This is a genomic window from Pseudomonas sp. DG56-2, assembly GCF_004803755.1.
Taxonomy (GTDB): Bacteria; Pseudomonadota; Gammaproteobacteria; order Pseudomonadales; family Pseudomonadaceae; genus Aquipseudomonas; species Aquipseudomonas auratipiscis.
In genome coordinates this window covers 3489823-3505537 of sequence record NZ_CP032311.1, presented here as the reverse complement: position 1 = coordinate 3505537, position 15715 = coordinate 3489823, and the positions used below count along the sequence as shown (strand labels likewise).

Sequence of the window (15715 nt, the reverse complement as noted above, 5' to 3'; positions counted from 1 at the left end):
AGGTACGCGTATCGTGGAACAACTCAAACGCCTCGCTAGTGGAATCGACGGGCTGGACGCACTGCTCAAGGGCGGGCTCATTGTTGGTGCTTCCTACATCATTCAAGGGGCTCCAGGTTCAGGAAAAACCATCCTGGCCAACCAACTGGCGTTCAATCATGTCGGTCAGGGGGGGCGAGTGCTCGTCGCGACATTGTTGAGCGAGTCCCACGAACGCCTGTTTCAATATCTCTCGACCTTGAGTTTTTTCGACCCCAGCCTGGTGGGCAAACAGATTCAGTTCGTCAGCGCCTTCGACACATTGGAAAGAGATGGGCTGGATCAAGTCGTCAAATTGCTGCGTGGTGAAATAAGCCGTCACCAAGCTACATTGTTGGTGGTGGATGGCTTGCTGACGGCAAGGTCTCGGGCTGAATCCTCCCTCGACACCAAGAAGTTCATTGCCGGCCTACAAGGCCACGCGGCCTTTGCCGGTTGCTCGGTGGTGTTTTTGACCAGTTCTCGGCTCGATGACGGCAGCCCGGAACATACCATGGTCGATGGCGTTATCGAGTTGGGAGAGACGTTGTTCAGCAGTCGCTCGGTGCGCCGTATTCAGGTACGCAAAACCCGTGGTAGCGGTGCATTGTCAGGGTTGCACGAGTGTGAAATCACCGCCGATGGCCTGCAGGTCTATCCGCGTCTGGAGTCGCTGTACAGCTACCCCAGCAGTATGGGCAGTGAAGAGCTGACCAGAGTCGGTAGCGGTATCAAAGTTCTCGATGAGCTTTTGGGCGGCGGCTTGCCAGGCAGTTCCATCACTCTGGTGATGGGGCCCTCGGGAATAGGCAAAACTTCCCTTGGGCTGAGTTTCCTGGCAGCGGCCACTACCGAGGAGCCGGGGCTGCATTTTGGTTTCTACGAAACGCCTGCGCGCCTGCGTTTGAAGGCCAGCGCCCTGGGGCACAATTTCGCTGCCATGGAGCAAGAGGGCGCGCTGCATATTGCGTGGCAGCCAACCACCGAGGGTATTCTCGATGATGTCGGCGCACGCCTGTTGCGTCTGGTTCGAGAGAAGAAAATCCGGCGGGTGTTGATCGACAGCCTCGGTGCCTTCACCCGTCTGGCCACCACTCCGGAACGCCTCAATGAGTTTTTCCGGGCGCTGGCTGGTGAGCTTCGCGCCCTGGATGTCAGCGTCGTCGCAACTTGGGAGATGCGAGATATATTTGGTTCGGAAATCAATGCCCCGGCGCCGGATTTGTCGAGTATTGTCGATAACCTCATGTTGATGCGATTTGTCGAATTCGATTCGCAGCTCAAGCGCTTGCTGTCGATTCTCAAGGTGCGCGACAGTGGCTATGACCCGGCACTGCTGGAGTTGACTTTCAGCAATCACGGCATCGATCTGAAAAAGACATTTACCCAGGCAATGGCAGTGTTATCCGGTACTCCCGTGCCGGCGGCGGGCAAATGAACCGTCAGGTTGCAGTATCATGAGCACGATTCTGGTCGTCGACGACGAGTATCTGATCGCCGATATTCTGGGCATGTTCCTGGAAGATGAGGGCTTTGAGGTGGTCAGGGCAGGTGACGGCGAACAAGCTCTGCAAGCGCTGGAGCGTACCCGTGTCGAGTTGGTGATCACCGACTACATGATGCCCAGGCTCAATGGCAAGGACCTGGCGATGAAAATTCGTGAGAACGAACAGCTGCGGCATTTGCCAATGATATTGATCAGTGGTGCCCAAGCTCACGAGGGGTGGGAAAGCCCTGATCTGTTTGCTGCCGTGTTCGAAAAGCCCTTCGATATCCCCAAGTTGATCGCTGCGGTAAATCAATTGCTTCGCCCACCCAAGTCGTCATAGGGCCATTGGGCCCGCCATCAAGGCTGACGTGATGAGGGTCAAGCGCATCCGTGCGGCTTGGGTCAGCGAGCATTACTCGTGGTGACTGTCTCCTTTTTCTGGCGCCGGGCTGCCGGCCTGAATGCGCTTGAAAATTTCTTCGCGGTGCACCTGAACATCTTTAGGCGCGTCGATGCCAATTCTCACTTGCATACCTTTAACGCCCAGAATGGTGACTTTGATGTCATCGTTGATGACGATGCTTTCGCCAACCTTACGGGTGAGTATCAGCATGTATATCTCCTTGGTAACGTAATTTGCTTTGCAGACTGAGCCCGCATAAGCCCGGGAATGCGCCGCGCGCGTTCCTCTTTTCCTTCATTAAAGACGCTTTCGGCGGATATTAATTCCCCCGAACACATATTCTGTAGTGAGTCATTAGTCGCATGTGCCCACTGGGGCGGATAAGTGCTTGGTGGCAACGAACGCTGCTCACACCCGCAAGCATAGGGGGCTTGAGCGAATATGGGAAATTTCTCTGCATGATAGGGAAATTGAGGCCGATTGTATTGGCTTTCAAGGGGGCGGGATGGATTTTAGAAACACCGCCAGGCGTACTTCCTCTGCATCCAGCCCCTTGCGCTTGCGGGCGCGTGGCAGGTTGGCCAGCTCGCCGCGTGCGAAATACTCCAGAAGTTGCGGGTGGATATAGCAGCGTCGGCATACCGCTGGGGTATTTCCCAGGCGCAAGGCGACCTGTTTGACGATTTCGACCACCTGTCGACGTGCTTCGGACTCCGGTTGCCATTGCAACTTGCGCAGCAAACTCAAGGCCAGCGCGCTGCCAGCCCAGGTGCGATAGTCCTTGGCGGTGAAGTCGCTGCCGGTCAGTTCTTGCAGGTACGCGTTGATATCGCTCGATCCAATGCTGTGACGATTGCCTTGCTCGTCCTGGTATTGGAACAAATCCTGGCCGGGTAGATCCATACATCGTTTGATCAGGTTGGCAAGGCGCCGGTTGCGCAAGGTGACCTGGTGCTCGATACCGCTCTTGCCGCGAAAGCGAAAACGTATGGCGATGCCTTGTACTTTTACATGGCGGTTGCGCAGGGTCGTGAGACCGAAAGAATTGTTGTCGCGGGCATATTGGCGATTGCCAACCCTTATCAGGGTCGCGTCGAGCAGACTGACAATCAGGGCCATTACTTTCTGTCGATCCAGGCCAGGCCGGGCGAGATGGCTGTCCAACTGGCTGCGAATTCTGGGCAGTGTGCTGGCAAATTCCAACATGCGCGCATACTTATGGCTGTCGCGAAAGTCACGCCACTTTGGATGATAGCGGTATTGCTTGCGCCCACGAGCGTCGCGTCCGGTAGCCTGCACATGACCTTGCGGGTCGGCGCAGATCCACACATCGGTATAGGCCGGGGGGATGGCCAAGGCTTTTATCCGGTCGAGGGTGGCCGCATCCTCGATGCGTCGGCCTTGCGCATCAACGTAGACGAATTGGCCGCGCAAGGTGCTGCGGCGCAGCCCCGGTTGGCTGTCTTCGACGTAGTGCAAACTCTCGGGTAAAGCAGCTTCGGCCATGGCACAAATCCGCTGACGGGGTCTGTGCTATGGACAACAGGCTCAGCCCAGCAGTGCCACTGACTTTATCTGTGCTATCAGGTGCTGGCCGCTGTGCAGGCCAAGCTGATCGGCAGAATACCGGGTTATACGTGCCAATAGCACGCTGCCGGCCGCGTCGAGGCTGACCAGAACGTGAGCGCTGTTATCCGCGGGTTGAAAGCCGATCACGCTCACTGGCAAGCGGTTGAGGATGCTGGAGTGCGCTTCTCGTCCCATGCTCAGGCTCACATCTCGTGCCTGAACCTTGAGGCGCAGCGCTGTGCCCAGTGCCAGGGGGTCGTGGGCCACGCGTAGCTCCAGGGTGCTGCCGGGTAGTTGCAGGCCCAGCAACTGGTAGCTTGCGTCATGGCTGCTGACACGGCCTTCGATGATTACCCCTGCATCATCGCCCTGGGCCAGCGGCAGGTCGAGACGCGAGAGGGTGGCGGTAATCGGGCCGCTGGCCAAGGCTTTACCGTGCTCTAGTAACACTAGATGATCTGCCAGGCGGGCAACCTCGTCCTGGGCATGGCTGACGTAGATCAGCGGGATTTCCAGTTCCTCGTGTAACCGTTCCAGGTACGGCAGGATTTCGCGCTTGCGCGGACCGTCGAGGGCGGCGAGGGGCTCATCCATCAACAGCAGTTGTGGGCTGCTCAATAGTGCCCGGGCTATCCCGACGCGTTGTGCTTCTCCGCCTGAGAGGGTGGAGGGTTTGCGCTCGAGCAGGTGCTCGATACCGAGAAGTGAACAGGCCTGTTGCATGCCTACCTTGCGCGCCTGCGGCGCTACGCGTCGCCAGCCAAAGGTCAGGTTGCCATGCACGGTCAGGTGCGCAAACAGGCTGGGCTCTTGAAACACGTAGCCAACAGGGCGTTGATGTGGGGCAATGAAGTGGTCGCGCCGCGAGTCCTGCCATACTTGGCCGTTGACCTCGATATAAGCCTCGGACGCCCGCTCCAGCCCGGCGAGACAGCGCAGGCAGGTGGTTTTCCCCGAGCCTGAGTGGCCAAACAGCGCGCTGATGCCGCGTCCGGGCAGTTGCAGGTCGACATCCAGGTCGAAGGTGTCGCGCGCGACCTTGAGCCGGGCATGAATCATTTTTTGCAAGGTTCAGCTCCAGGCCGATCGGCCCCGGCGACTGGAGTACAACGCCAGCAGCACGAGGAAGGAGAACACCAGCATGGCGCCGGCCAGCCAGTGCGCTTGCACGTATTCCATGGCTTCGACATGGTCGAAGATCTGTACCGACACCACGCGGGTCTTGTCGGGAATATTGCCACCGATCATCAGAACCACGCCGAACTCACCCACGGTATGGGCGAAGCCGAGGATGCTGGCGGTTATGAAACCTGGTCGGGCCAGCGGCAACACAACATGAATGAATGTATCCCAGGGGCTGGCTCTGAGTGTCGCAGCCACTTCCAAAGGTCGTTCGCCAATAGCACTGAAGGCATTTTGCAGGGGTTGCACAACGAAAGGCATCGAGTAGATGACTGAACCAATCACCAGGCCGGTGAAGCTGAACACCACGGTGCCCAGTCCCAGTGCCTCGGTGGTTTGGCCAATCCAGCCGTTGGGCCCCAAGGCCAGCAACAAATAGAAACCGATTACGGTCGGCGGTAGCACCAGGGGTAGCGCCACCACAGCACCTATGGGCCCACGCAGCCACGAGCGCGTGCGCGCCAGCCACCAGGCAACGGGTGTGCCGACCAGAAGCAGAATCAAGGTGGTGAGGCTGGCCAGTTTAAAGGTCAGCCAGATAGCACCCAGGTCGCTGGCATCGAGTGGCATCAGATTTCGTAACCGTAGGACTTGATCACGGCAGCGGCTTTCGGACCTTTGAGGTACTCGACCAGGGCTTTGGCGGCGGCGCTGTCCTTACCTTTGTTGAGGATCAGCGCATCCTGTTTGATGGGCTCATGCAGGTTGGACGGTACGATCCAGGCCGAGCCCTCGCTTACCTTGCCGTCCTTGTAGATCTGCGACAGGGCGACAAAACCCAGTTCGGCATTGCCGGTGGAGACGAACTGATAAGCCTGGGTGATGTTCTGGCCCTCGACGATCTTGCCCTTGGTGGCGTCGGTCAGTTGTAGTTTGTCCAGCACTTGCGTGGCGGCCAGGCCGTAAGGTGCAGCTTTCGGGTTGGCGATGGACAGATGCTTGTACTGGTTCTTCTTCAGTACTTCGCCCTGGTCATCGACATAGCCAGCCTTGGCTGACCACAGGGCCAGGGTGCCAACGGCGTAAGTAAAGCGCGAACCCTTGACGCCGGCGCCTTCGTTCTCGAGTTTTTCCGGGGTGCTGTCGTCGGCGGCGAGGAATACTTCAAACGGTGCGCCGTTCTTGATTTGCGCATAGAACTGCCCAGTAGCCCCGTAGGCGGCAACCAGTTTGTGGCCCGTGTCTTTCTCGAAATCCTTGGCAATGGCCTGGATTGGCGCAGTGAAGTTGGCCGCTACAGCTACTTGGACTTCATCGGCCCATGCACTGTTGAACGTCATGAACGTGGCCAGGGCGGCCAGGGCAAAGCGAGGTGCGCACTTACTCATGAAACACAGCTCCACTGATTGAGGGATATTCGCTATATACGTGAATATATAGCCAATACCCGACAAACGGAAAGTACCTCTTTAGCGCAGTAGCTGTGCCAGGGCTTTTTCTGCCAGGCTATGGGTCAGTTCGCCTGCAGGTAATGCACGGGCCAACGAGGCCGCCTGACCTGCCCATAGGCTGCTGAAGTCGCTGTTGCCTGAAGGTTCAGTGATTGCTCGCAACGGCATCAAGGCGCCGCCCGCCAACGGAAAATGCGGGGCCAGGCTACTGATCGGCCCCAGTTCGCGCATGATCCGGGTGTTGATGCCGCGGGCAGGGCGGCCGGTGAACAGGTTGGTCAGGGCTGTGTCGCTGTCTTTGGCCGTGTTCAGCGCCTGGCGGTGGGCGGCTGACACCTTGGCTTCAGGGCAAAGCAGATAGGCGGTGCCCATTTGTACGGCACAGGCACCCAGGGCCAGGGCGGCCACAATGCCGCGATGGTCGCTGATGCCACCTGCTGCAATGACAGGCACTTTTACCGCATCGACGATCTGCGGCACCAATGCCAAGGTCCCAACCTGCGTATTCAAGTCGGTGCTTAGAAACATGCCACGATGGCCGCCGGCTTCATAGCCCATGGCGATGATCGCATCGCAGCCATGCTGCTCCAGCCAGATAGCCTCATCCACGGTGGTCGCGCTCGACAGCACTTTCGCCCCGGTAGCCTTGACCCTAGCCAGCAAGCTCGCCTCCGGCAGGCCGAAGTGAAAACTGACCACTGCAGGCTTGAATTCCTCGATCAATCGGCAGCTGGCATCGTCGAACGGCGCACGGTTCGACACCGGCGTCGGTGCCTCGTAGTCGGCGCCCAGTTCTTCATAGTAGGGCTTGAGTGCCTGCTTCCAGGCAGCATCACGTTCAGGGTCGGGCTGGGGTGGCTGATGGCAGAAGAAATTGACGTTGAGCGGGCCATTGCAGGCTTGCTTGAACACCTGGAGTTCGGCGCGCAGTTGTTCCAGGCTCAAGGTGGCGCAGGGAAGAGCACCCAGGCCACCGGCGTTGCTCACGGCAATGGCCATGGCCGAGCCGGTGGAACCGGCCATAGGCGCCTGAAGGATCGGCAGTTCGATACCGAGCAGATCGAGAAGACGGGTGTCTGGCCAATGGCTCATGCCTGGAGTTCCTTGTGCGCAGTTACCGTTATAGGGCTTTGCTTACCTTGATATCGGTGATTTTCTTCGCTTCTTCGCCATGCAGTTTTTGCAGAGCGGCCTGAACTTCTTGCGGCGCATCACTGCTCATTTGCGCGAAGTCGAAGCGTTGCTCGCCGTCAAGCTTGTATTTGATGACGTACTTGGTGGTCTGGCTCATGGCTTATCTCAGTTTCGACGACGAACGACGGATGAACTTGATCTTGTGGGTGAACGTTGGCTTGGTCACCGCCGACAGCGCGCGCGGGCCAACGGTATCGATGGTGATATTCCAGAAGCCGGTGCTGGGTACAGTGATTTTTGCCGGGAAGTCGACAAAAGCACCGCCATGGTAGGTATGCCGCCCGCCATTCTTGAAGCTGCGGAAGTTGGCGTCGTTCATCAGGCGGATGTTGCAGCGCTGGGAACACTCGATGACGACAATGTCGTCTTCGTTGAGATGTTCGCGCTGGTGTACGAATTTCATGTTGCTCTCCGCAATGGATCTTGGACCAAATCAAAACGATACCATGATCAACGGTTACACTGTCGCCCTTCGTGCCTGACCCAGGATAAATCTGCCAATTAAGGGAGCAAAATGGTCTGGGCGCGGTCTGAATATTTTTCCGTGGTGGAGGTGCAGTTTGATGAAGTGGGTTGTAGCAGCGTTGGCAGTTACGCTAGGTGGTTGTGTCAGCGTGTCCGAGCTTGAAAGTACGCCGGAAACCTTGAACGTAATTTCCGGCAAAAAGCCCCAGGAGTACGCGACCTGCGTGCAGCAACAGCTGGCTGAAAGCCGTGGTCCTCTCGAGGTGGAGCCGCACCGTGACGGCCTGCGCCTGATCGTTCCGCAAAAGGTGGGTGGCGGGCCGGCAGCGCTGGTGGACATCAATGAGCGCGGCAGTGGCAGCAGCATCAAACTCTACGAGCGCCTGAACAACTTTCCCCTGCGCCTGGGTGATGTGAAAACCGCGGCGACGCGCTGCATTTCCGGGTAATCCGAGTTTAACAGGCGCAGGTGCAGCTTCTTGCCAGGTCAATCTGGCTCAAACAGTTGTCTGCATTCGCTTTATCAGTGCCCACAATCGTGGGTCATCGAAGTCTGCCACGACCAATTGCGCCCCAGCTGCGAGCAACGCCTCGGGCGTCTGGCTGGTAGAGAGGCCGACGGTGAATATTCCGGCGCGGCTGGCCGCCGTCACACCAGGGACCGAGTCCTCGAACGCCAGGGCGTGACTGGCGAGTGCGTTCAGGCACTCAAGGCCGCTGAGGTAGGGCAGAGGGTCGGGCTTTGCCCGCGGCAGTTCTTCAGCCACCAGCACATGCGCAAAACGTTCGCCCAGCCCCATGGCCGCCAGCATGTGCACGGCGTTGGCCCGTGGCGCATTGGTTACCACGGCCATGCCAATGCCCGTCTGTTCGGCATGCTCAAGCAGCCGGAGCAGGCCGGCGGTGGGTTGCAGTGTGGGCGACAGGGCACGAAATCGCGCTTCCTTGCGGTCGGCAAACATCTGGTGCTCGGCCAATGAACGGTCGGGAAACAGGTAGCGACACAGGTCGGCGTTGGCCCGTCCGCTGACATGGGCGTCGAATTCTGCCTCGGTGAACACCCGGCCTTCTTCCAGCAATAGCTGCTGCATGGCTTGCAGGTGGAGTTTGTCGGTGTCGGTCAGGGTTCCGTCGAGATCGAACAACAAGGCTTGAAGCATTCTGGGTATCCGCTGCAGTGGCCGCTCATCATAACCTGATCACCGGGGCTGGTCAGTGAACGATGAAAAGAGTACAAATGTACTCCATGAATACACTATCGCCCAAACGCAGCGCCATCCTCACGTTCATTCGTGAGCGTATAGCCGATCATGGCCAGCCACCGAGCCTGGCCGACATCGCCACGGCCTTCGGCTTTGCCTCGCGCAGCGTGGCGCGCAAGCATATCCAGGCGCTGACCGAGGCCGGCTTCATCGAGGTCACGCGCAATCAGGCCCGGTCCATCCGTCTTTGCGGGGTTGCGCGTCGGCCCGAGGTCCTGGAAATCCCGGTGCTGGGCCAGGTGGCAGCAGGGCGCCCCATTGGCCCGGATGTCGACATCCATGAGCAGCTCATGCTCGATGCACAACTATTCAGCCGATCGCCCGACTATCTGCTCAAGGTGCGGGGGGATTCCATGCTCGACGATGGCATCCTCGATGGCGACCTGGTCGGTATCAAGCAACAGGCTGAAGCCCGTGACGGGCAGATCATTGTCGCTCGCCTCGATGGCGAGGTGACCATCAAGCGCTTCGAACGGATCAACGCCCAGCACTATCGCCTGCTGCCACGCAACCCGGCATATGCCCCCATAGAGGTTGGCCCCGGCCAGGACTTTGTCATCGAGGGCGTGTTCTGTGGCCTGGTGAGGCGCGGCTGATGGGCGCGGTAGTCAGCCTTGATGGATTGCTCGACCAGCGCCGTGTCTGGAAGGGGCGCCCCCAGGCGCAGCCTCAGGGTGTGCAGCCAACCGGCCATGCCGCATTGGACACGCGACTGCCCGGTGGTGGTTGGCCGCCAGGGGCACTCACCGAGTTGCTGCTGGCGGCGCAAGGCTGTGGCGAGTTGCAGTTGCTCTGGCCCAGCCTGGCGCGGCTGACAGCCAATGCAGAACGGGTGGTTTTGATTTCACCGCCGTTCATTCCTTATGCCCCTGCCTGGCAAGCGGCGGGCGTCGATCTGCAATGGTTGACCCTGGTCGAGACACCCGTCGATGAAGTGCTCTGGGCTGCCGAACAGTGCCTGCGCTCCGGCAGTTGCGGCGCGGTGCTGTGCTGGCCGCACAAGGCCGATGACCGCGCCTTGCGTCGCTTGCAGGTCGCTGCCGAAAGTGGCCAGACCCTGGCTTTTGCCTTGCGTTCCCTGCAGGCAGCCGCCAACCCTTCTCCTGCGGCACTACGCATTGCCATCGACGCGCGCCCGGCGCAATGGCGGGTGCTCAAGTGTCGGGGTGGGCTGGCGCCCGCGATGCCCATTGCCTGCGCCGGTCGAGGCTGATGGATCATGCTCTGGGCCTGTATCCTGCTGCCACAATTGGCACTCGACGCCGTGCAGCGTGGGCGCGCCGATCCTGATACGCCACTGGTGCTGCTCAGTGGTCCGCCTCAGCGGCGGATCCTGCAGGCGGTCAACACTGCTGCAGCCAACCTGGGCCTGCGCGCCGGTCAAGCGTTGACCACCGCGCAGGCGTTGGCAGGTAATTTTACCTGTGTCGATCACGACCCTGCCGCTGTCGAGGCACTTGAGCAGCTATTGGCGGCTTGGGCCTACCGCTTCAGTTCCCAGGTCAGCCTGCATTATCCAAGAGTGTTGTTGCTGGAAATCGAATCCAGTCTCGGGCTGTTTGGCCCTTGGCCAAGCTTTGAGGCGCGTTTACGTGCTGAATTGAGCGCCTTGGGCTTTCGCCACCGTATAGTCCTGGCCAGTAACCCGGTAGCGGCGCGCATGCTCGCCAACTGTCACGATGGCTTGGCGCTCGATTGCCCGGAGCAGACGCGCGCCGCCCTTGAATCGTTGCCTATCGAGCGCGTTGGCCTGCCAGCGGAGGCTGCCAACGCTTTTGCCCGCATGGGGCTGCGTCGACTCGGCCAGGTCATGGCCTTACCCCGGGAGGCCCTGGCCCGGCGTTTTGCTGCTGCAGTGCAGTTGCATCTGGACCGCTTGCTGGGCGTGCGGCCCATGGCATTGAGTTTCTACTTGCCGCCGGATCGCTTCGATCTGCGCCTGGAGTTGAATTTCGATGTCGAGTCGCACCAGGCCTTGCTCTTTCCATTGCGGCGCCTGATCAACGATCTGGTCGCATTTCTGGCAGGGCGTGACAGCGGGGTACAGCGTTTTACTCTGCACCTGGAGCATGCCGAGGGAGCGGACACCTGTGTACCGGTTGGCCTGTTGGCTGCCGAGCGCGATGCGTTGATGCTTTTCGAACTGGCCCGGGGGCGTCTTGAACAACTGCAGTTACGGGCCCCGGTGCGCAATCTGCGCCTGCAGGCCGAAGATCTGCCAGCCTTTGTGCCGCAGCATCGCGAACTGTTTGACCCACGCCCGCAGCAGAGTCAACCCTGGGAGCAATTGCGTGAGCGCCTGCGTGCCCGCCTGGGCGACACGGCGGTGCACAGCTTGACGGCCCAGGCTGATCATCGCCCCGAATGTGCCTGGCGTCTGGATCACGCAGCCAAACTGGCACCGCTCGGCCCCGCAGCACTGCGTCCAGGCTGGTTGTTAGCCGAGCCCCAGGCCTTGTCAGGAGTGGGGATGCAATTGCTGACAGGCGCCGAGCGGATCGAATCCGGTTGGTGGGATGGCGGTGATGTACGGCGCGATTATTATCGGGTACAGACCCCGACCGGCCTGTACGCCTGGGCCTACCGCAATATCGGGGAAGAGGGGCCATTGTGGCTGCAGGGCTGGTTTGCATGAGCAAGGTCACGGCCTATGCTGAACTGCACTGCCTATCGAATTTCAGCTTCCAGCGCGGCGCCTCAAGTGCCCAGGAGCTGTTCCAGCGTGCCAAGCAGCAGGGTTATCAGGCACTGGCGATCACCGATGAATGCACCTTGGCTGGAATCGTCCGCGCCTGGCAGGCGGCCAAGGCTGCCGCGCTACCCTTGATTGTCGGCAGCGAGATACGCCTGCACGAAGGCCCCAGGTTGGTGTTGCTGGCAGAGAATCTGCGCGGTTACCAGAACCTCTGTCGACTTATCACCCAAGGGCGCCGACGCGCGCCGAAGGGGGCTTATCAGGTCGTGCGCGAGGACTTCGACGCCTCTACACAGGGATTGCTGGCCCTGTGGATTCCTGACGAAAGCGAGCAGGATCTAAGCGTCGGCAACTGGTTGCGCGAACGTTTTGCCGAGCGCTTGTGGTTGGCGGTGCAACTGCATCGCGGCGCCGACGATGGCCAGCGCCTGCAGCAGTTGCTGGCGTTGGCGGCAACCCTGCAGCTTTCTGCCGTGGCCACAGGTGATGTGCACATGCATGCCCGCGGTCGGCGCGCTTTACAAGACAGCATGACGGCGATCCGTCATCACTGCACCGTGGCCGAGGCCGGGCAGCGGCTTTTCGCCAACGGTGAGCGTCACCTGCGACCCATGGCGCAACTGACCGAACTCTACCCGTCAGCCTTGCTTGAGGAAACCTTGCGCATTGCCGCACGTTGCTCTTTCGACCTCAGCCAATTGCGCTACCAGTACCCTCGGGAGCTGGTGCCTGAAGGACAGACGGCCAGCGCCTGGTTGCGCCACTTGTGCGAACAGGGGCAGCGTTGGCGCTGGCCGGGCGGTATCGAAGAAAAAGCCCGCCAGGCGCTTGAATCCGAACTCGAGCTAGTTGCCGAGCTGAACTACGAAAGCTATTTCCTCACGGTGCATGACATCGTCAACTTTGCCCGTGGCCAAGGCATTCTCTGTCAGGGGCGCGGTTCGGCGGCCAACTCGGTGGTCTGCTTCGTGCTGGGGATCACCGAGCTGGACCCGATGCATAGCCACCTGTTGTTCGAGCGCTTCCTGTCACGCGAGCGTGACGAACCCCCGGATATCGATGTCGACTTCGAGCACGAGCGTCGAGAAGAAGTCCTGCAGTATGTGTTCAGTCGCTACGGTCGCCACCGTGCGGCCTTGACCGCCGTGGCCAGTACTTACCATGCCGCAGGCGCGGTGCGCGATATTGCCCGGGTGCTGGGCTTGCCGGTGGCGCAGATCAACAGCCTGGCTGACTGCTGCGGGCGCTGGAGCGATCGCTTACCGCCGGCCGAACAGTTGCGCGAAGCCGGCTTCGATCCTGATAGTCCCTTGCTGCGCCGGGTGTTGGCACTGACCGCCGAGCTTATTGGCTTTCCCCGGCATCTTTCCCAGCATCCCGGTGGTTTCGTAATTTCCGAACAGCCCCTGGATAGCCTGGTGCCGGTGGAGAACGCCGCGATGGAAGGACGCACAGTGATTCAGTGGGACAAGGACGACCTCGATCTGGTCGGCCTGCTCAAGGTCGATATCCTCGCCCTGGGCATGCTCAGTGCCTTGCGTCGTTGCTTTGACCTGCTCTACCGGTATCGCGGTCGCGAGCTGAGTCTGGCGACGATTCCGCCTGATTGTGCTGCCACCTATGAAATGATTGGCCGTGCCGACACGGTTGGGGTCTTCCAGATCGAGTCGCGGGCGCAGATGGCCATGTTGCCACGCCTGAAGCCGAAGAAGTTCTACGACCTGGTCATTGAGGTAGCGATCGTTCGACCTGGGCCGATTCAGGGTGACATGGTCCATCCCTACTTGCGCAGGCGCCAGGGGACGGAGCCGGTGAGCTACCCCTCTGGGGCATTGAAGGCCGTATTCGAGCGCACCCTGGGCGTGCCGCTGTTCCAGGAGCAGGTGATGGAACTGGCCATGGTCGCGGGAGGGTATTCGGCGGGCGAGGCTGATCAACTGCGCCGGGCCATGGCTGCCTGGAAACGTCATGGTGGGCTTGAACCGCACCGCGAACGCTTGATTCGCGGCATGCTTGGCAACGGCTACAGCAGTGAATTCGCCGAGCGCATCTTCGAACAGATCAAGGGCTTTGGCAGTTATGGTTTTCCCGAGTCCCATGCGGCCAGCTTTGCTTTGTTGACCTATGCCAGTTGCTGGCTCAAATGTCATGAACCGGCGATCTTCGCCTGCGCGCTGATCAATAGCTGGCCGATGGGTTTCTACAGCCCCGACCAGATTCTTCAGGATGCGCGCCGGCACCGTATCGAGATCCGTCCGGTGGATGCCTGCCATAGCGACTGGGATTGCAGCCTGGAACCTGGAGCAGGGCAGGCGCTGGCGATTCGCTTGGGGTTACGGCAGATACGCGGGTTTCGCCAGGACGATGCCCGACGCATTGAGCAGGCGCGGACCCAGGCGGGTTGGCGTGATGTCAGTGACCTTTGCCTGCGCGCTCAACTTGATACCCGGGCGCGTGAGCTGCTGGCCGATGCGGGCGCTTTGCGCGGGCTGGCCAGCGACCGTTACCGGGCGCGCTGGAGCGTAGCGGCGGTACAGGCACAACTGCCGTTGTTCGCAGGCGTCGAAGCCGCGCAGGAGGCGCCGGTTGACTTGCCCCAGCCCTCGGTTGGCGAAGACCTGTTCGCCGATTACGCCAGCGTCGGCACGACGTTGGGTCCGCACCCCTTGACCTTGCTGCGCCGTCGCCTGGACGCCCTGGGCTGTCGCAGCTCCCAGGCGCTGGAGGGCGCCGAGCATGGCGACAAAGTCAGCGTCGCCGGGCTGGTCACCGGTCGACAACGCCCAGGCACCGCCAGCGGAGTGACCTTTGTCACCCTTGAGGATGAATTCGGCAATGTCAACGTGGTGGTCTGGCGTGATTTGGCAGAGCGTCAGCGCCGCGCCTTGGTCGGCTCCAGGCTGATGCGCGTGAGTGGGCGCCTTGAGTGTGAAAGCGGGGTGCGCCACTTGATCGCCCAACGCCTGGAAGACCTCAGTCCGTTGTTGCAGGGGCTAGATGTGCGCAGTCGGGATTTTCGTTAGCCGCGCGCTCCTGCAGAGCATCGATGAACAGCGATTCAGCCCGACTCATGCGCTGTTCGCGGTTCCACAGCAAATGAATGTCTACATCGGCAATGCCTTCATGGGGCGGCAGTTGCCAGAGCAATCCGGCCTTGGCATCCGCTGCCACCACATGGGCCGGCAAGCAACCAATGCCGAACCCGGCAATGACCAGGCGCCGCACTTCCTCCAGGCTCGGAGAGGAAGCCACGATGCGCCCACTGAAGCCTTGCTGGTCGCGAAAAATGGTCAGTGGTGAGAGCATGCCGCCGATCTGATCGCTGGTGAAACTGACGAAGTTCTCACGTTGCAGATCGCCCTCAGCGACATCGTGCTTGCCGAACAGCCCATGATGCTTGCCACAGAAGAAGGCATAACGCTGACGCAGAAACAAACGCTGTTGCAGGCGCGGCTGCGGTCGGCGATTGAGGCTCAGGCCCAGTGTTGCAGTTTTTTCCTGTAGAGCACTGACGATGTCGGAGCTGCGCATCACGTCGATCTCAAGGTCCACACGTGGATGCTGGCGATGGAAGTCGGCAAGAAAGCCGTCGAACCAGTCGCAGAAAATACGGCTGATCATCAGGAGCCGCACTTTGCCAATCACTTCGTCGGCAGGTTCTTCGAGCACCCCGCCGATCTGCGACATCTGCCCATAGATTTCCCCAGCCAAATGAAATATCTGCTCGCCCACTTCGGTCAGCGCAAAGCGCGGACCGCGGCGGGCGATCAATTGCCGACCGAGCTGTTCCTCCAGGCGCTTGAGGGCCTGGCTGACTGCGGGTTGGGTCAGGTGCAAGCGCGCTGCAGCGCGGCTGATACTGAGTTCCTGGCCAATCACCCGAAAGGTGCGCAGCAGGTTCCAGTCAAGGCGGTCGTTGAGCAGGCGGTCAGGCATGGCGGGTTCCGCTGTTTGAATATAACGATGGCTAATAGTGCAAATAATAAATAGAAAATTGACTAATCATAGCCCCGAGACGAAAAATCGTTGTCATACAGGCGTCATCAG

17 protein-coding genes are annotated in these 15715 nt (G+C 60.2%); 7 read left to right on the top strand and 10 right to left on the bottom strand.

Going from position 1 to position 15715, the window contains the following annotated elements:
- Window positions 1–10 precede the first annotated feature (10 nt).
- Window positions 11–1456: an ATPase domain-containing protein gene (locus tag D3Z90_RS15675; protein WP_136476937.1), complete on the top strand. Its 1446-nt coding sequence runs from the start codon at window positions 11–13 to the stop codon at window positions 1454–1456.
- A 19-nt stretch (window positions 1457–1475) separates the two neighbouring features.
- Window positions 1476–1847, top strand: a complete 372-nt coding sequence (locus D3Z90_RS15670; RefSeq protein WP_136476936.1) for a response regulator — start codon at window positions 1476–1478, stop codon at window positions 1845–1847.
- Window positions 1848–1919: 72 nt separating this feature from the next.
- On the opposite strand, the gene csrA is transcribed toward D3Z90_RS15670, so the two are convergent.
- From csrA to D3Z90_RS15635, 8 genes are all read right to left on the bottom strand, one after another.
- Window positions 1920–2120, bottom strand: a complete 201-nt coding sequence (gene csrA / locus D3Z90_RS15665) for a carbon storage regulator CsrA (RefSeq protein ID WP_136476935.1) — start codon at window positions 2118–2120, stop codon at window positions 1920–1922.
- A 282-nt stretch (window positions 2121–2402) separates the two neighbouring features.
- Window positions 2403–3416, bottom strand: coding sequence for a DNA topoisomerase IB (locus D3Z90_RS15660; protein ID WP_136476934.1), 1014 nt, complete (start codon window positions 3414–3416; stop codon window positions 2403–2405).
- A 42-nt stretch (window positions 3417–3458) separates the two neighbouring features.
- On the bottom strand, window positions 3459–4547 hold the full coding sequence (gene modC, locus D3Z90_RS15655) for a molybdenum ABC transporter ATP-binding protein (protein ID WP_371922206.1): 1089 nt from the start codon (window positions 4545–4547) through the stop codon (window positions 3459–3461).
- A 3-nt stretch (window positions 4548–4550) separates the two neighbouring features.
- The gene (modB, locus tag D3Z90_RS15650) at window positions 4551–5231 is read right to left on the bottom strand and encodes a molybdate ABC transporter permease subunit (RefSeq protein WP_136476933.1); all 681 of its coding nucleotides are present in this window, start codon (window positions 5229–5231) and stop codon (window positions 4551–4553) included.
- Window positions 5231–5989, bottom strand: coding sequence for a molybdate ABC transporter substrate-binding protein (gene modA / locus D3Z90_RS15645; protein WP_136476932.1), 759 nt, complete (start codon window positions 5987–5989; stop codon window positions 5231–5233). The genes modB and modA overlap by 1 nt, the downstream gene beginning before the upstream one ends.
- Window positions 5990–6070: 81 nt before the next feature.
- A complete protein-coding gene (locus D3Z90_RS15640) occupies window positions 6071–7144 on the bottom strand; it encodes a nitronate monooxygenase family protein (protein WP_136476931.1) in 1074 nt (357 codons plus the stop codon).
- A 28-nt stretch (window positions 7145–7172) separates the two neighbouring features.
- Window positions 7173–7343, bottom strand: a complete 171-nt coding sequence (locus D3Z90_RS26825; RefSeq protein WP_168198473.1) for a hypothetical protein — start codon at window positions 7341–7343, stop codon at window positions 7173–7175.
- Window positions 7344–7346: 3 nt separating this feature from the next.
- Entirely contained in the window at window positions 7347–7649 is a 303-nt protein-coding gene (locus D3Z90_RS15635) for a DUF1883 domain-containing protein (RefSeq protein ID WP_038612501.1), read from the bottom strand.
- A gap of 160 nt (window positions 7650–7809) precedes the next feature.
- Between D3Z90_RS15635 and D3Z90_RS15630 the strand changes: the two genes are divergently transcribed.
- Complete coding sequence (locus D3Z90_RS15630) at window positions 7810–8160, top strand: hypothetical protein (protein ID WP_136476930.1); 351 nt, start codon at window positions 7810–7812, stop codon at window positions 8158–8160.
- Window positions 8161–8208: 48 nt separating this feature from the next.
- Here D3Z90_RS15630 and D3Z90_RS15625 read toward each other — a convergent pair whose 3' ends face one another.
- Window positions 8209–8871 (bottom strand): HAD family phosphatase, encoded by a 663-nt coding sequence (locus D3Z90_RS15625; RefSeq protein WP_136476929.1) that lies wholly within the window; start codon window positions 8869–8871, stop codon window positions 8209–8211.
- Window positions 8872–8948: 77 nt separating this feature from the next.
- On the opposite strand from D3Z90_RS15625, the gene lexA reads away from it, so the two are divergent.
- The 4 genes from lexA to D3Z90_RS15605 are packed head-to-tail and all read left to right on the top strand — an operon-like array spanning window position 8949 to window position 14691.
- Window positions 8949–9569, top strand: coding sequence for a transcriptional repressor LexA (lexA, locus tag D3Z90_RS15620; protein ID WP_136476928.1), 621 nt, complete (start codon window positions 8949–8951; stop codon window positions 9567–9569).
- Window positions 9569–10186 (top strand): translesion DNA synthesis-associated protein ImuA, encoded by a 618-nt coding sequence (imuA, locus tag D3Z90_RS15615; RefSeq protein WP_136476927.1) that lies wholly within the window; start codon window positions 9569–9571, stop codon window positions 10184–10186. Before lexA ends, imuA begins: the two co-directional genes overlap by 1 nt.
- Before the next feature lie 6 nt (window positions 10187–10192).
- Complete coding sequence (locus D3Z90_RS15610) at window positions 10193–11608, top strand: DNA polymerase Y family protein (RefSeq protein ID WP_136476926.1); 1416 nt, start codon at window positions 10193–10195, stop codon at window positions 11606–11608.
- Window positions 11584–14691, top strand: coding sequence for an error-prone DNA polymerase (locus D3Z90_RS15605; protein ID WP_218571399.1), 3108 nt, complete (start codon window positions 11584–11586; stop codon window positions 14689–14691). Before D3Z90_RS15610 ends, D3Z90_RS15605 begins: the two co-directional genes overlap by 25 nt.
- Here the strand turns inward: D3Z90_RS15605 and D3Z90_RS15600 are convergent.
- Complete coding sequence (locus D3Z90_RS15600) at window positions 14642–15604, bottom strand: LysR family transcriptional regulator (protein WP_136476924.1); 963 nt, start codon at window positions 15602–15604, stop codon at window positions 14642–14644. The genes D3Z90_RS15605 and D3Z90_RS15600 overlap by 50 nt on opposite strands.
- Window positions 15605–15715: the final 111 nt, after the last annotated feature.

Excerpts from the sequence above, each read along its gene's own strand:
- D3Z90_RS15670 (WP_136476936.1), top strand. The coding sequence starts at position 1,476 with ATGAGCACGATTCTGGTCGTCGACGACGAGTATCTGATCGCCGATATT.
- csrA (WP_136476935.1), bottom strand. The coding sequence starts at position 2,120 with ATGCTGATACTCACCCGTAAGGTTGGCGAAAGCATCGTCATCAACGAT.
- D3Z90_RS15660 (WP_136476934.1), bottom strand. The coding sequence starts at position 3,416 with ATGGCCGAAGCTGCTTTACCCGAGAGTTTGCACTACGTCGAAGACAGC.
- modB (WP_136476933.1), bottom strand. The coding sequence starts at position 5,231 with ATGCCACTCGATGCCAGCGACCTGGGTGCTATCTGGCTGACCTTTAAA.
- modA (WP_136476932.1), bottom strand. The coding sequence starts at position 5,989 with ATGAGTAAGTGCGCACCTCGCTTTGCCCTGGCCGCCCTGGCCACGTTC.
- D3Z90_RS15640 (WP_136476931.1), bottom strand. The coding sequence starts at position 7,144 with ATGAGCCATTGGCCAGACACCCGTCTTCTCGATCTGCTCGGTATCGAA.
- D3Z90_RS26825 (WP_168198473.1), bottom strand. The coding sequence starts at position 7,343 with ATGAGCCAGACCACCAAGTACGTCATCAAATACAAGCTTGACGGCGAG.
- D3Z90_RS15635 (WP_038612501.1), bottom strand. The coding sequence starts at position 7,649 with ATGAAATTCGTACACCAGCGCGAACATCTCAACGAAGACGACATTGTC.
- D3Z90_RS15630 (WP_136476930.1), top strand. The coding sequence starts at position 7,810 with ATGAAGTGGGTTGTAGCAGCGTTGGCAGTTACGCTAGGTGGTTGTGTC.
- D3Z90_RS15625 (WP_136476929.1), bottom strand. The coding sequence starts at position 8,871 with ATGCTTCAAGCCTTGTTGTTCGATCTCGACGGAACCCTGACCGACACC.
- lexA (WP_136476928.1), top strand. The coding sequence starts at position 8,949 with ATGTACTCCATGAATACACTATCGCCCAAACGCAGCGCCATCCTCACG.
- imuA (WP_136476927.1), top strand. The coding sequence starts at position 9,569 with ATGGGCGCGGTAGTCAGCCTTGATGGATTGCTCGACCAGCGCCGTGTC.
- D3Z90_RS15610 (WP_136476926.1), top strand. The coding sequence starts at position 10,193 with ATGCTCTGGGCCTGTATCCTGCTGCCACAATTGGCACTCGACGCCGTG.
- D3Z90_RS15600 (WP_136476924.1), bottom strand. The coding sequence starts at position 15,604 with ATGCCTGACCGCCTGCTCAACGACCGCCTTGACTGGAACCTGCTGCGC.